The 14,655-nt window shown below is 69.4% G+C and carries 13 protein-coding genes and 1 pseudogene; 8 read left to right on the forward strand and 6 right to left on the reverse strand.

Annotation, left to right across the window (positions count from 1 at the left end; translation table 11 throughout):
• Positions 1-51: 51 nt before the first annotated feature.
• A complete protein-coding gene (locus KEC56_RS00985) occupies positions 52-261 on the forward strand; it encodes a methyltransferase (RefSeq protein ID WP_175985027.1) in 210 nt (69 codons plus the stop codon).
• 7 nt (positions 262-268) lie between these two features.
• Here KEC56_RS00985 and pheA read toward each other — a convergent pair whose 3' ends face one another.
• The gene (gene pheA / locus KEC56_RS00990; protein WP_227529451.1) at positions 269-1,219 is read right to left on the reverse strand and encodes a prephenate dehydratase; all 951 of its coding nucleotides are present in this window, start codon (positions 1,217-1,219) and stop codon (positions 269-271) included.
• Positions 1,220-1,270: 51 nt separating this feature from the next.
• Between pheA and pgm the strand changes: the two genes are divergently transcribed.
• Positions 1,271-2,914, forward strand: coding sequence for a phosphoglucomutase (alpha-D-glucose-1,6-bisphosphate-dependent) (gene pgm / locus KEC56_RS00995; protein WP_175985025.1), 1,644 nt, complete (start codon positions 1,271-1,273; stop codon positions 2,912-2,914).
• Here the strand turns inward: pgm and KEC56_RS01000 are convergent.
• A complete protein-coding gene (locus tag KEC56_RS01000; protein WP_227529452.1) occupies positions 2,911-4,014 on the reverse strand; it encodes a glycerate kinase in 1,104 nt (367 codons plus the stop codon). The two genes, pgm and KEC56_RS01000, sit on opposite strands and share 4 nt — an antisense overlap.
• A 113-nt stretch (positions 4,015-4,127) precedes the next feature.
• On the opposite strand from KEC56_RS01000, the gene galE reads away from it, so the two are divergent.
• The 3 genes from galE to KEC56_RS01015 all read left to right on the forward strand — a co-directional run bounded on the left by galE (position 4,128) and on the right by KEC56_RS01015 (position 7,234).
• Complete coding sequence (gene galE / locus KEC56_RS01005) at positions 4,128-5,105, forward strand: UDP-glucose 4-epimerase GalE (protein ID WP_227529453.1); 978 nt, start codon at positions 4,128-4,130, stop codon at positions 5,103-5,105.
• Between the two features lie 3 nt (positions 5,106-5,108).
• Positions 5,109-5,642 carry a GNAT family N-acetyltransferase gene (locus tag KEC56_RS01010; RefSeq protein WP_175985022.1) on the forward strand — a complete coding sequence of 178 codons (534 nt, stop codon included), beginning with the start codon at positions 5,109-5,111 and terminating at the stop codon, positions 5,640-5,642.
• 110 nt (positions 5,643-5,752) lie between these two features.
• Positions 5,753-7,234 (forward strand): carboxylesterase/lipase family protein, encoded by a 1,482-nt coding sequence (locus KEC56_RS01015; RefSeq protein WP_227529454.1) that lies wholly within the window; start codon positions 5,753-5,755, stop codon positions 7,232-7,234.
• A 201-nt stretch (positions 7,235-7,435) separates the two neighbouring features.
• Here KEC56_RS01015 and KEC56_RS01020 read toward each other — a convergent pair whose 3' ends face one another.
• The 4 genes and pseudogenes from KEC56_RS01020 to KEC56_RS01035 all read right to left on the reverse strand — a co-directional run bounded on the left by KEC56_RS01020 (position 7,436) and on the right by KEC56_RS01035 (position 10,868).
• Positions 7,436-8,341, reverse strand: a complete 906-nt coding sequence (locus KEC56_RS01020; RefSeq protein ID WP_372456219.1) for a DNA-methyltransferase — start codon at positions 8,339-8,341, stop codon at positions 7,436-7,438.
• Entirely contained in the window at positions 8,338-9,387 is a 1,050-nt protein-coding gene (gene lplAB, locus KEC56_RS01025; protein WP_227529455.1) for a lipoate-protein ligase LplAB, read from the reverse strand. Before lplAB ends, KEC56_RS01020 begins: the two co-directional genes overlap by 4 nt.
• Before the next feature lie 25 nt (positions 9,388-9,412).
• The gene (locus KEC56_RS01030) at positions 9,413-10,267 is read right to left on the reverse strand and encodes an alpha/beta hydrolase (protein WP_227529456.1); all 855 of its coding nucleotides are present in this window, start codon (positions 10,265-10,267) and stop codon (positions 9,413-9,415) included.
• Between the two features lie 32 nt (positions 10,268-10,299).
• A pseudogene (locus tag KEC56_RS01035) lies at positions 10,300-10,868 on the reverse strand (copper homeostasis protein CutC).
• 44 nt (positions 10,869-10,912) lie between these two features.
• On the opposite strand from KEC56_RS01035, the gene KEC56_RS01040 reads away from it, so the two are divergent.
• Genes KEC56_RS01040 through KEC56_RS01050 form a run of 3 tightly spaced genes read left to right on the forward strand, consistent with a single transcriptional unit; the run spans position 10,913 to position 14,623 of the window.
• Positions 10,913-11,353, forward strand: coding sequence for a MarR family winged helix-turn-helix transcriptional regulator (locus KEC56_RS01040; protein WP_227529457.1), 441 nt, complete (start codon positions 10,913-10,915; stop codon positions 11,351-11,353).
• A gap of 5 nt (positions 11,354-11,358) precedes the next feature.
• Positions 11,359-12,684, forward strand: coding sequence for an MFS transporter (locus KEC56_RS01045; protein ID WP_227530120.1), 1,326 nt, complete (start codon positions 11,359-11,361; stop codon positions 12,682-12,684).
• Positions 12,685-12,721: 37 nt separating this feature from the next.
• Positions 12,722-14,623, forward strand: coding sequence for a BCCT family transporter (locus tag KEC56_RS01050; protein ID WP_227529458.1), 1,902 nt, complete (start codon positions 12,722-12,724; stop codon positions 14,621-14,623).
• The last annotated feature ends 32 nt before the right edge of the window (positions 14,624-14,655 follow it).

A 14,655-nucleotide genomic window follows, 5' to 3' on the forward strand; every position in this document is an offset into this window, starting at 1 on the left:
AACGTCGGTGCGGGAGTACGGTCAGCAGTATCGAGTCGGAAGGGAGCTCTCATGAGCGCAACGCAGACGCGCGGACTCTGGGTCGCGTACGGATCGAACGGGGTCGTCGGCAGCATCCGCCACGAGGACGACGACTACATCGTCGTGATGGCCGCAGCTGATGCCGAGACGGGGCGCTATCCGAGTCTCGAAGTCGCCAAGGGCGCCCTGTACTCGCACATGTCGCCGGGCAGCTCCTGGCCCCGGTACCAGGAGCACTGACCGACGGTCAGACCTCGGGCTCGCCGGTGATGAGCCCGCGCAGCCAGTCGCGCGCCTCGACGAAGACCTCGTCGGCGTAGCGATCCGGATACTGCACGATCTTCCGGTCGGCCCTCGGGTACGACCCCAGGAACACCACGCGCGGGCTGAACCGGCGGATACCGAGCAGCGCGTCCGCCATCCGCTCGTCGGCCACGTGGCCGTCCGCGTCGATCACGAACCGGTAGCGCCCGAGCGCGTCGCCGATCGGACGCGACTCGATGAGCGACAGGTTGATGCCGCGCGTCGAGAACTGCTCGAGCATGTCGAGCAGCGCGCCGGGGTGGTCGTCGGGCAGCTCGACGATGAGCGAGGTCTTGTCGGCGCCGGTCGGCTCGGGCGGCATGGTGGTGCGGGTGACGAGCACGAAGCGCGTCACGGCCGAGGTGCTGTCGCCGATCTCGGACGCGAGCACGTCCACGTCGTAGTGCTGCACGATTCCGGGCGGAGCGATCGCGGCCTGCGCAGGCGACGATCCGTCGAGGACGCCGATCGCGGATGCCACATTGCTCGCCGCAGGCACATGGGCGTGGTTCGGCAGGTGCTCGCCGAGCCAGCCGTGGCACTGCGCGTACGCGACCGGATGCGCGGCGATCACCGTGACGTCCTCGAGCGTCGTGCCACGCGGGGCCACGAGAACGAAGTTCACCTTCACCAGGTACTCGCCCACGATCCGCAGACCCGGAAGCGTCGCCAGAGCATCCTGCGTCGTCGAGACGCCGCCCTCGATCGAGTTCTCGATCGCGATCATCGCGGCGTGGCTGCGCCCCTCGAGCACGTCCGCGAGCGCCTCGCCGACGTTGTGCACGGGCCGCCACTCCTGCCCTCGGGCCTCGGCGACCTGGTCCAGTGCTGCTTCGGTGAAGGTGCCCGCAGGACCCAGGTAGCTGTAGGTGCGCCGTTCCGTCACGCGTTTCACCTTAGCCCTGCGGATGATGCGCTGGCGCGCGGATCGGGGCAGACTGTTCCCATGACCAGTCGTGCCGGCCTCCCCGCGGAGGAAAGTGACCTCATCGATGTCGACGCCTTGATCGCCGCGTACTACGACCGGCATCCGGATCCGTCAGACCCCGCGCAGCGCGTCGTGTTCGGCACGAGCGGTCACCGGGGTTCGTCGCTGTCGGGCAGCTTCAACGAGAACCACATCCTCGCCACGACCCAGGCGATCGTCGATTACCGCCGCCAGCAGGGCATCGAAGGCCCGCTGTTCCTCGGCCGCGACACGCACGCGCTCTCGCTCCCCGCCGAGCGCAGCGCGATCGAAGTGCTCGTCGCGAACGGCGTCGACATCCGCGTCGACGCCCGCGACTCGTGGGTGCCGACGCCCGCGCTCAGCCACGCGATCCTCACGTACAACAAGGGCCTCGACGCGGATGCCGCGGGCCGGGCCGACGGCATCGTCGTCACGCCGTCGCACAACCCGCCGCGCGACGGCGGCTTCAAGTACAACCCTCCGCACGGCGGCCCCGCCGACACCGACGCGACGAGCTGGATCGCGAACCGTGCGAACGAGCTGATCGAGGGCGGCCTCGACGGCGTGAAGGCGCAGAGCTTCGCCGACATCGACTGGGATGCCCTGCCGAACTATGACTTCCGCGACGCGTACGTCCGTGATCTGCCGACGATCATCGACATCGAGGCGATCAAGAAGGCCGGCGTCCGCATCGGCGCCGACCCTCTCGGCGGAGCCTCGGTCGACTACTGGGCGCTCATCAAGGAGATGCACGGCATCGAGCTGACCGTCGTCAACCCCGAGGTCGACCCCACGTGGCGCTTCATGACCCTGGACTGGGACGAGAAGATCCGCATGGATCCGTCCTCGCCGAACGCCATGGCGTCCCTCGTCGCGAAGAAGGGCGACTTCGACGTCCTCACCGGCAACGACGCCGACGCCGACCGGCACGGCATCGTGACTCCGGATGCCGGGCTCATGAACCCGAACCACTACCTCGCCGTCGCGATCGACTACCTGTTCTCGCACCGCGCGGACTGGCCACGGGATGCCGCGGTCGGCAAAACCCTCGTGTCGTCCATGATCATCGACCGCGTCGCCGAGTCGCTCGGGCGCAGACTCCTCGAGGTCCCGGTCGGATTCAAGTGGTTCGTGCCCGGCCTCCTCGACGGCTCCGTCGCGTTCGGCGGCGAGGAGTCCGCCGGCGCATCGTTCCTGCGCCGCGACGGATCCGTGTGGTCGACCGACAAGGACGGCATCCTGCTGTGCTTGCTCGCGGCCGAGATCATCGCCGTCACGGGCAAGACCCCGTCTGAGCGCTACGCCGAGCTCGAGCAGGCGTTCGGGGCATCCGCCTACCAGCGGGTCGACGCCCCGGCGACGCCCGAGCAGAAGGCGAAGCTCGGAAAGCTCACACCCGAGTCCGTCACGGCGACGACGCTCGCCGGCGAGGAGATCACCGCGAAGCTGTCGCACGCGCCGGGCAACGGCGCCGCGATCGGCGGCCTGAAGGTGCAGACCGAGCACGCCTGGTTCGCGGCGCGCCCGTCCGGCACCGAGGACGTCTACAAGCTGTACGCCGAGAGCCTGAAGGGCCCCGAGCACCTCGCTGAGGTCCAGGAGGAGGCCAGGGCGGTCGTTGCTGAGGCGCTGGGCGGCTAGAGCCGCCGAGCGAGGTCCGCACCGGCGGCTCTCAGCCACCGGGCGGGTTCACCGAGGGACTCCTCAGCGGAGCCGGCGAGATCGGTGAGCGAGACGGCTGCCGCGAACAGGCCGGTGTCCGCCTCCGGTGCGATGCGACCGGCCACGACCGCGGCGCGCGCTCCTGCGGCTGCGGCGATCCCGGCGACGTACGAGGGGACCTTGCCGTCTCCGGACTGCCCGTCATAGGAGCCCTCGCCCGTGATGACGACGTCGGCACCGGTGACGGAATCCGCCAGTCCGATCAGACGGGAGACTTCGGCTGCACCGGGCTCGATCCGCGCGCCGCATCTCATCAGGGCGGCACCGGCACCACCGGCGGCGCCGGCCCCGGGCAGGCTCGGGTCGACGCCGATCAGACCTGCCAGGCGGGCGAGCGAGCGATCCAGCCGTCGGATGTCGGCATCCGCCGCGAAGCCCTTCTGCGGACCGAACACGGCCGCGGCGCCGCGATCGCCGGTCAGCGGGTTGGTGACGTCGGTGAGCACGACGGCGTCGGGGATCGGACGCAGCCCTGTCAGGTCGACGGCCGCGACGTCGAGGAGACCGCGCGCGCCGGGCGCTACGGGTGCGCCGGACTCGTCGAGGAATCGAGCGCCGAGCACACTGAGCAGACCCGCGCCGCCGTCGGTCGATGCGCTCGACCCGATGCCGAGCACCAGACGGGAGACGCCGTGGTCGAGGGCCGCCACGATCGCCTGTCCGAAGCCAGAGGTGTCGGCATCCCAGGGACGCAGCTCGTCGAGCATCTCGATGCCCGACGTCGAACCGATGTCGATCACGGCGGTGCCGGCGGGAGAGTCCGGCGTCGGCGGCAGCAGCAGCCAGGATGTATCGGTCGGCGTCCCGGCCGGACCGTCGACGGCGATCGGCATCCGCTGGGCACCCGGAACAGCCGTGACGAACGCATCGACGGTCCCCTCGCCGCCATCCGCCATCGGGCGCGACAGGATAACCGCAGCCGGATCGATGCGGCGCCAGCCGTCAGCGAGTGCCCTGGCCGCCTCCGCGGCCGAGATCGTCCCCTTGAAGCTGTCGGGAGCCATCACAACAGTCGTCATCCTCGGAGCTTAGCGAGCGCGCGGAGCGCACCCGTCACGGCGCGGGCTCGCACGTCGCGCGGTTGGCAGAGTGCGAGGATGGAGACACTGCGAATCGAGCACGAGGAGAGCACATGTCCTGGATCGTCACCGGCGGCGCCGGCTACATCGGAGCGCACGTCGTGCGCGCACTCGCAGCAGCCGGGCTCACCCCGGTCGTCCTCGACGACCTCTCCTCCGGCATCCCGTCGTTCGTGCCCGAGGACGTGACCCTCGTCGAGGGCAGCATCCTCGATCGCGATCTCGTCGAGAAGACGCTGCGCGATCACGCGGCCGAGGGCGTCATCCACGTCGCCGGGTTCAAGTACGCGGGTGTCTCGGTGCAGCGCCCGCTGTACACCTACGCGCAGAACGTCGAGGGCACCCGCGTGATCCTCGAGGCGATGGATGCCGCGGGCGTCAGCAATATCGTGTTCTCCTCCTCGGCCGCGGTGTTCGGCACGCCCGATGTCGAGCTCGTCGTCGAAGACACCGCCAAGCGGCCCGCGAGCCCCTACGGCGAGTCCAAGCTCATCGGCGAGTGGATACTGCGCGACCAGGCCATCGCGACGGCCGAGTCCGCCGCACCCCTGCGGCACACCTCGCTGCGGTACTTCAACGTCGTCGGCTCGGCCGATCCGACCGTGTACGACGTGAGCCCCCACAATCTCTTCCCGATCGTGTTCGAGAAGCTGCTCGCGGGTGAGACCCCGCGGATCAACGGCGACGACTACGACACCCCCGACGGCACGAACGTGCGCGACTACGTGCACGTCGGCGACATCGCCGCAGCCCACGTCGAGGCCGCCAAGCGCCTGGCATCCGGCGAGCCGATCGAGGCCGCGTACAACCTCGGCTCGGGCGACGGCCTGTCGGTGAAGCAGATCATGGACGCCATGGTGCGCGTCACGGGTATCGACTTCGTCCCCGAGATCGGGCCCCGCCGCCCCGGCGACCCGGACCGCATCGTCGCCACCGGCGAGCTCGCCGCCCGCGACCTCGACTGGCAGATGCGCTACACGGTCGACGAGATGGTGCAGACCGGCTGGGAGGCCCGCCGCAACGCGGGCTGAGTCATGATCGTCCGCCCGGCTGTTCCCGCAGACGCGGACGGCGTCGCCGAGGTGCACGTCCGTTCGTGGCAGGCCGCATATCGCGACCTCATGCCGCAGGAGGTGCTCGACGGGCTGTCCGTCGAGCAGCGCGCGGAGGGGTGGCGCGGCATCCTCGGCGATATGTCGCGCGCCTCGCGGACGCTCGTCGCCGAGCACGAGGGGCGCATCGTCGGGTGGGCGAGCTTCGGCGCCGCGCGCGATGCGGATGCCCCGGGCACCGGCGAGCTGTGGGGCATCTACGCGCTGCCCGAGTCGTGGTCGTCAGGGATCGGACACGCGATGATCGCGGCCGTCGAACGCGAACTGATTGATGCCGGGCACGCCACCGCATACCTGTGGGTACTCGACGGCAACGAGCGGGCTGCCGCGTTCTACGAGCGCCACGGCTGGAACGCCGACGGCGGGGCCAAGGTCGAGGAACGACCAGGACTGGTGCTGCACGAGCGGCGGCACACGAGGGCGCTCACGGCCGCACCCACCGGCAGCGCGGACTGAGCTGTGCGCCTCGCTCGCAGATCTGCACTCATCTCGCAGGAACTCAGTAAATTCGTGCGAAGTTCGTGCATTTCTGCGAAGCACGCGCTCTTGATCGAAGGAGGCATCGCGTGACCGACTCCCCCGTCGTCGAGACGGCCTCGGGCCCGGTGCGCGGTTTCTGGCGCGACCACGGCACGCCGGACGCGTCGGCCGCGTTCCTCGGCATCCCGTTCGCGAAACCACCGACGGGGACGCTGCGGTTCGCGGCACCGGTTCCGCCCGAGCGCTGGACGGAGCCCCTGGATGCCACCGAGTACGGCGCCACGCCGCTGCGCATCACCGGCGTCGACAACCTCATCCCGGAGCCCGCGATCCCCGGCAAGAGCACGCTGAACGTCAACGTCTTCACACCTGCCCTCGACGGCGCCCTCCCCGTGCTGGTCTGGATCCACGGCGGCGGGTACACCGAGGGGTCGCCGGCGAGCCCCTGGTACGACGGGGCACGCTTCAACCGCGACGGCGTCGTGACCGTGACGATCTCGTACCGCATCGGCTTCGACGGTTTCGGGCACATCGAAGGGGCTCCGGCGAACCGTGGCGTGCTCGACTGGATCGCCGCGCTCGAGTGGGTGCAGCAGAACATCGCCGCCTTCGGCGGAGACCCGTCCCGCGTGACGATCGGCGGGCAGTCGGCCGGCGGCGGCGCGGTGCTCACGCTGCTCGGGATGCCGCAGACGCAGCACCTCTTCCACCGGGCGATGTCGTTCTCGGGCGCTCTCGCCGACGTGCCGCTCGCCACGGCGAAGGCCCGCGGCCGGCGGCTGGCCGATCTGGGCGGCGTCTCTGCGGACGTCGACGGGCTGCGCACGCTCACCGAGCGCCGCATCCGACAGCTGCAACCCCAAGCCGCCACGCCCCGCACCGGCATCGGCATGGTGCTGGATCTGCTGGAGGACGGGCTGCCGTGGGGGCCGATGATCGACGGCGAGCTGATCCGGCGCCCGGCCGTCGACTCGCTCGCCGAGGGCGTGGGCGCCGACAAGCCGCTGCTGATCGGTGCGGCCGACGACGAGTTCACGATGGTCGCCGAGCGCGAGGGTGCCAGGATCCGCTGGCTGCCGTCCTGGCTCCTGCTGCTGCCGTTCCTGCGACCATGGCGCGTCCGCCGCGCATACCTGGCCGCCAATCGCGCCCAGCGCCGCAAGGGCGGGGCGGCGATGATCGGCCGCTTCATCAGCGACCACGTGTTCCGCGCGCTCGTTCCGCGCGTCGCCGAGGCGCGCAGCAGACGCAGCGGCGGCGACGCGGATGCCGGCACCTGGGCATACCGGTTCTCGTGGGTGTCGCAGGCGTTGGGCTGGGCGTGCCACTGCCTCGATGTGCCGTTCTGGTTCGACGGGCTCGACCGCGAGAGGGTGGCGAACCTTGCAGGGGAGCACCCGCCGCAGGCCCTGGCGGATGAGATGCACGCCGCGGCCGTGGCGTTCATCGTCGGCGGAAACCCGGGTTGGCCTGCATGGTCGAGCGCTCCCGGCATCGCGCGGGTGTTCGGCGGCGACGGTGCGGACATCGCGGAGGATGCCTACGACAGCGTGCTCCCGCTCGTCTGACATCGTTTCGACTGCGCTCTGCTGGCGTCGCAGGACAGCTCGACGCCATCCGTGACCGGCACGCCCAGAGTCTCCCGCGTCCTGAACGAAGAGTTTCCCGCCTCCAATACCTCTCGGGCGCGGGAAACTCTTCTTTCAGCGGCGGATGCCGGGGGATGCGAGTGCTGTCCGACCAACCCGCCGCATCGGGCGGGCCTGCCCTCAAGGACCGGCGACCTCGGCGTGCGGCATCCGCTCGCGCATCACGCGGATGGCCTCCGGGTTGTCGTCCACGAGCACGGCATCGCGGCCGAGCGCGGATGCCACGGCCCCCGTCGTCCCTGAGCCGGCGAACAGGTCGAGCACCCGATCGCCAGGACGGCTGGATGCCTGGACGATCCGGCGCAGGATCCCCTCCGGCTTCTGCGTCGGGTAGCCGGTCTTCTCCCGACCCGTGGTCGGTACGATCGTGTGCCACCAGACATCCGTGGGGAGCTTGCCGCGCGCGGCCTTCTCGGGGGTGACCAGCCCCGGAGCCATGTATGGCTCGCGGTCCACGTCGTCCGAGTTGAACACGTGCCCTCCGGGCGTCTTCACGTACACGAGGATCGTGTCGTGCTTGGTCGGCCAACGCCGCCGCGACTTCGCGCCGTAGTCGTACGCCCAGATGAGCTCATTGAGGAAGGCGTCGCGCCCGAACACGGCATCGAGCATGACCTTGGCATAGTGCGCCTCGCGGTAGTCGAGGTGCAGGTAGAGCGTGCCGTCGTCCGCGAGCAGCCGCCAGGCCTCCTCGAGCCGCGGCATGAGGAAGTCGCCGTAATCGTCGAACCGGTCGTCGTACGTGCGCAGCATCCCGCGCACCCGCTCGTACTCGTGCCCGTGGAACCCGTGCCGGACCTCGCCGCCCGGCTCGTCATCCGCAGATTTCCGGCGGGCGGTGACGACCTGCCGCTCCTGCGCGCGGCCTGTGTTGAACGGCGGGTCGAGATAGATCAGCGTGAAGGATGCCGACGGCAGGGTGCGCGCGACATCGAGGTTGTCTCCCTCGATGATCCGGACGGCGCCGGTCCCTGACCCTTCGACGGACTCAGGGGTCGAAGGGTCGGCCGATGCTGCCTCACTCACGGCACACGGTGCAGCCACGCCTCGGTCGAGAACTTCGACTCGACGAGCGCCTCGGCATCCGCGTACTCGTCGGGCGTGATCGCGCCGTCCTCGGCATTCGTCAACGAACGGAAGGTGTCTGTGAAGCGATCGATGATCTCGGCGCGGCTGAGTCCGGTCTGCGTGCGCAGCGGGTCGACGCGCTTGGCGGCAGATGTCGTGCCCTTGTCGCTGAGCTTCTCGCGCCCGATGCGCAGCACCTCGGTCATGACCTGGCCGTCGATGTCGTACGAGATGGTCGCGTGGTGGAGCACGCCGCCGTTGGCGAGGCGCTTCTGCGCGGCGCCGCCGATCTTTCCCGTGGGGCTCGCGATGTCGTTGAGCGGCTGGTAGGTCGCATCGATTCCGAGCGAGCGCAGCGCCTGCAGCACCCAGTCGTCGAGGAAAGCGTACGAGTCCGCGAACGTCAGACCCTGCACGAGGGATGCCGGCACATACAGCGAGTACGTGATGATCTGACCCGCGGCCATCATCATCGCGCCTCCGCCGGAGATGCGGCGGACGACGTCGAAGCCGTGCTTCGCCGCGCCCTCGGGGTCGACCTCGTTGCGGTACGACTGGAACGAGCCGATGACGACGGCGGAATCGTCCCACTCCCAGATGCGCAGCGTCGGGCGCCGTCGCCCCTCGCCGACCCGCGAGGTGAGCACCTCGTCGAGCGCGAGATTCATCCGCGGCGAGACGGCTTTCTCGTGCACGATCTCCCAGTCGAAGTCGCGCCAGCCGGGAGCCGTGACGAGGGCACGGCGCACGGCGGCCCCGATGGATTCGGGGTTGAAGCCGAGCAGCTGGGCACCTGCGGGCAGGGCCGCCCGCACGGCGTCGGCGATGACCGTGGCGTCGGACTCCGCAGGCAGACCGTTGACGGCGGCATTGATGTCATCGAGAGCCGAGTCCGGCTCGAGGAAGAAGTCGCCGGCGAGCCGGAAGTCCGTCAGTCTGCCGTCAGCGACCTCGACGTCGACGACGACGAGCTTTCCACCGGGGACCTTGTACTCACCATGCACGAGACCAGCTTAACCACCCGCGGCGTCAGCGGCTCGGGATGTGCTTGTCGAGCCAGGCGAGCAGGTCGGCGCGGACCTCCTGCTGCTGCAGTTCATTGAAGATCTCGTGACGGGCATCCGGATACACGAGCGTCGTGACGTCGGTCAGACCCGAGCGCGAGCGGTACTCGTCCGCGAGCTTGTGCACGCTGTGCGGACCGCCGACCGGATCGTCGCGCCCCACCATGAGCAGCATCGGGATGTCGCGGCCGAGGTCCTTCGCCGGCCGTCCGTAGAGCTTGAACGCCTCGATCGGCCCGAACAGCTTCAGCAGCGGCACGTTGGTCGTCAACGGGTCGTCGTCGAACTCCTGCCAGACGGTCTTGTCGCGGCTGAGCCATTCGTACCCGGTGGCGTCCTTGCCCTCCCACTTGGCATTCAGCGGTGCAGCGTTCAGATCGCGGATCGTGCGCAGCGCCGAGCCGGAGAGCACGACGGCGTCCCAGGCTTCCGGATGCTCGTTCACGAGCATCTGCGCGAGGAACGACCCCCACGAGTGCCCGAGCAGCACGAGCGGAAGATCCGGATGCTCGTCCTTGATGATCCCGGTCAGCTGCCAGACGGCATCCTTCGCCGCACGCAGACCGCCCTTGCCGAGGTGCCCGAGCTTCGCAGGTCCTCCGTGCTGACGGATTCCGGTGCGCCCGTGCCCGCGGTGATCGTCGGCGTAGACGATGAATCCGGCCGCCGTGAGGGCGGCGATGAGCTTGCCGTACCGCCCCGCGTGCTCGCCGACGCCGTGCAGCAGTTGCACGACGCCTCGGGGCGCACCCTCGGCCGCGTGAACGTCGTAGACGATCGCGACGCCGTGCGCGTCGGTGAACTCCGAGGTCTGGGGCATGCGTCGAGTCTAGGGTCGCGGAGCCTCGCGCGTCAGAGGCCGAGGGCTTTCCGCACGGCGAATGCGGCGTCGCGGTCGGTGACGTCGTGCCCGCCCATGCTCGCGGCGACCGATCCGTCCGCGGGAGCGGCGATCGTGCGCTTGGCCGAGAAGTGCAGCGCGTCCACGCCGACGGCGGCGAGCGCCGGGGCGGATGCCGCATTCACGCCGCTGCCTGCCATGACCTCGATGCGCCCGGAAGCCGCATCCACCATCGCGCGCAGGGTGTCGATGGCGCTCTGCGCCGTGGATGCTCCACCGGAGCTGAGCACGCGGCGCAGACCCAGATCGATCGCCTGCTCGAGCGTCGCGACCGGGTCCGCGGTGACGTCGATCGCCCGATGCAGCGTGACCGATGCGGCGCCGGCGGCATCCCGCAGCCGTGCGAGCGCATCCGTGTCGAGCCCGCCGGGTCGAGATCCCCGACGACGACACCGGTCGCTCCCGCTGCGACGGCCCGTTCGACGTCGCGCACCGACACGGCGATCTCGTCGGCGTCGTAGCGGAATCCGCCCGCGCGCGGGCGGATGAGGACGTGGATCTCGGGTCCGCCCTCCCCCATTCTGCACCCCCGTTCCCCGAAAACTTAGTTAGACTACCTAAGTAATGACCCACGATGACGACCTCCTCCACGACACCGCCACCGATCTGCGCCTGGCGACGTTCCGGCTCGCACGACGGCTGCGCCGCGAGCGCGCCCGCGACGACGTCAGCGACGCGCACTTCGCCGTCCTCGCCAATCTGAAAGCGCACGGCCGCATGGCCATCGGCGAGCTCGCCCAGCGCGAGCGGGTGAGCGCTCCGAGCATGTCCAGCAGCGTCGACGCCCTCGCCGAGGCGGGCCTCGTTATCCGTGTGCCCTCCGAGGAGGATCGCCGCCGGGTCTACATCGAGATCACGGATGCCGGAATCGAGATCGTCACCGCGACCGTCCGCAAGCGCGACGCCGCCCTCGCCGACGCCCTCGCCGAGCTCGATTTCACGGCGAAGGAGCTGCGCACGCTGCGCGAAGCCTCGGCCTTGATGCGGAAGGTGGTCGAACGATGAGCGCCATGTTCCGCTCGTTCACGAACGTCAACTACCGCATCTGGTTCCTCGGCGCCCTCGTCTCCAACATCGGCGGATGGATGCAGGCGACGGCCCAGGACTGGGTCGTGCTCACCGAGCTCACCGACAACGACGCGACTGCGATGGGCGTGACCATGGCGCTGCAGTTCGGTCCGCCGCTCGTGCTCGTCAGCCTCACGGGCTGGGTCGCCGACCGGTTCGACCGCCGGCGCATCCTGCTGCTGACCCAGTCCGTGCTCATGCTGCTCGCGCTCGGCGTCGCCGCCCTGCTGCTGACCGGCGTCATGACGCTCCCGCTGATGTTCTGCTTCGCCCTCGCGTTCGGCATCACGAACGCGTTCGACGCCCCGGCGCGTCAGGCGTTCGTGTCCGACATGGTGACCCTCGAGGATGCCTCGAACGCCGTCGCCCTGAACTCGGCCTCCTTCAACATGGCACGCCTGATCGGACCGGCCGTCGGCGGCCTGCTCATCGTCGCGGTCGGCACCGGGTGGGTGTTCGTCGTCAACGCGGCCACGTTCCTGGCGATGCTCGTGGCGCTGATGCTGATCCGCCGCGGCGAGCTCATCCCCCGCGCGAAAAACAGCGGCCGCGGCGGTCTGGCCGAGGGCTTCCGGTACGTCTGGGCGCGCAGCGACCTCAAGGTCGTGTTCGTCATGGTATTCCTGATCGGCGCGTTCGGCATGAACTTCCCGATCTACGCGTCCACGATGGCGCTGGAGTTCGACCGAGAGGCCGACGGGTACGGCATCCTCAGTTCGATCCTCGCGATCGGCTCGCTGGCAGGAGCACTGCTCGCGGCCCGGCGCGATCGGGCGCGCGTGCGCGTGCTGATCGTCGCGGCGGGGCTCTTCGGCGCGGCATCCATCGTCTCGTCGGCCATGCCGACGTACGGGACGTACGCCGCCGTCCTCGTCGTCGTCGGGTTCTCGACCGTCACCATGCTGACCACCGCGAACGGGTACGTGCAGACGACGACCGACCCGGCGCTGCGCGGGCGCGTGCTCGCCCTGTACATGGCCGTCGTGATGGGCTCGACCCCGATCGGAGCCCCCATCGCCGGATGGATCACGGATGCCGCAGGTCCGCGTGCGGCCATCATCTTCGGCGGCGTCGCCGGGCTCGTCGCCGCGGGCGTCGGACTGACGTGGATCATCGCCTCAGGACGGCTGCGCCGCGAGACCGGCGCGCGGTTCCGCCTGACGCTCGACGAGACCCGGCCGATCACGATCGCGCCGGTGGATCCGGTGGAGTTCAGCGACGAGGTCGCAGCGGCGACGACCCCGATCCGCACGGAACGCGCCGACTGATCCTGCGGGTCCGGGGGCTTCTCGGTACCGTGTAGCCATGAGCTCTTCGGGGGAAGCACAGAACCGGGATGCCGCGGCATCCACCGTCTCGGATGCGACGGATGCTGCGGCACCGCCCCACCGGTCTCTGCCTCCCGTGCAGCGCTGGGTGTTCTGGCCCGCGGCGGTGATCGTCATCGCCTTCGTCGCGTTCACGCTCATCGTCCCCGGCGTCGCCGAGAGCCTGTTCACGACCATCCAGACGAGCATCGTCAACGCGTTCAACTGGTACTACGTGCTGATCGCCGCAGTGTTCGTCGCGTTCAGCCTGTTCCTCGGGTTCAGCAAGTACGGCGACATCAAGCTCGGCAAGGACGACGACGAGCCCGAGTTCTCGCTGATGAGCTGGTTCTCGCTGCTGTTCGCCGCCGGCATGGGCATCGGACTCGTCTTCTACGGCGTCTCGGAGCCCCTGACCCATTTCGTCGACCCGCGGCCCGGCGTGACCGGCACCCCTGAGCAGCTCGCGCAGGCGGCCCTCGGGCAGACCTACCTGCACTGGGGCGTGCACGCCTGGTCGATCTACGTCGTCGTCGGTCTGGCCCTCGCCTACGCGATCCACCGCCGGCGCCGTCCGATCTCGATCCGATGGACGCTCGAGCCGCTGCTCGGCAAGCGCGTGGAAGGCGGCTGGGGGCACGTGATCGACGTCATCGCGCTCGTCGGCACCCTGTTCGGCGTGGCCACCTCGCTCGGCCTCGGCGTGCTGCAGATCAGCGCGGGCCTCGACGTCGCCGGCATCGCCGATCCCGATGAGACGACGCAGATCGTCATCATCCTCATCATCTCGGTGTTCGTGCTCGCCTCCGTGCTCTCGGGAGTCACGAAGGGCATGAAGTGGCTGTCGAACATCAACCTGATCATGGCCGGCATCCTCGTGCTGTACCTGCTGGTGGTCGGCCCGAGCGAGTTCCTGCTGCGCGACTTCGTGCAGTCGATGGGTTACTACATCCAGAACTTCATCGGGCTCTCGTTCAACGTCAGCGCCTTCCAGGGCGAGGCAGGCGAGGCCTGGCAGGCGAGCTGGACCTCGTTCTACTGGGGATGGTGGATGTCGTGGGCGCCGTTCGTCGGCATCTTCATCGCCCGCATCTCGAAGGGGCGCACGGTCCGCCAGTTCGTCGCAGGCGTCATCCTCGTGCCGACCGTGATCGGCATCCTCTGGTTCGCGGTCATGGGCGGGTCCGCCCTGGCGATGGAGCTGGAGAACCCGGGCATCCTCCGCAACAGCGAAGGCGGGGTCGACCTGCAGGGCGCGCTGTTCGAGATGCTCCAGCACGTGCCGGGAAGCAGCATCGTCAGCATCGGCGTGCTGCTGCTGATCGCGATCTTCTTCATCACCTCGGCGGACTCCGGGGCCCTCGTGATGGGCATGATCGCCACGGGCGGGCAGCAGAACCCGAAGCGCTGGATCCGCACGTTCTTCGTCGCCGTCACCGCGGCGCTCGCGATCGCGCTGCTGCTGGCCGGCGGGCTTACGGCCCTGCAGACGGCCGCTATCACGATCGCCCTGCCGTTCAGCGTGGTCATGCTGCTGATCTGCTGGTCGACGATCGTCGCGTTCACGCGCGAACGTCGTGCGTACGCGCGAGCAGAACGCGCACAGCTCATCGACAAGATCGGCGACTACTACGGCCTCGAGGTCGAGTCGCGCGATGAGCGCGGGATCATCGGTGCGCAGCCGCGCTGGCTGCGCCAGCTGCAGAAGCGGCTGGGCATGCCGGTGTCGCCCGCGACGCCCATCCGCATTCCGCAGGCGATCCTCGATGCGGAGCGCAGCGCGGACTCGGGACCTGCCACCCTCGACGTCGACGATCTGGTGTCGTCGGACGAACTGTCCGGGTACGACGACCACGACGTCCCCTCCCGCGGCGACGACGAGGCCCCGCCGGTGAGGTAGCCCTCTCGGCGCTCAAGTAACGCAAATGACCC

Source organism: Microbacterium tenebrionis (assembly GCF_020682665.1).
Taxonomy (GTDB): domain Bacteria; phylum Actinomycetota; class Actinomycetes; order Actinomycetales; family Microbacteriaceae; genus Microbacterium; species Microbacterium tenebrionis.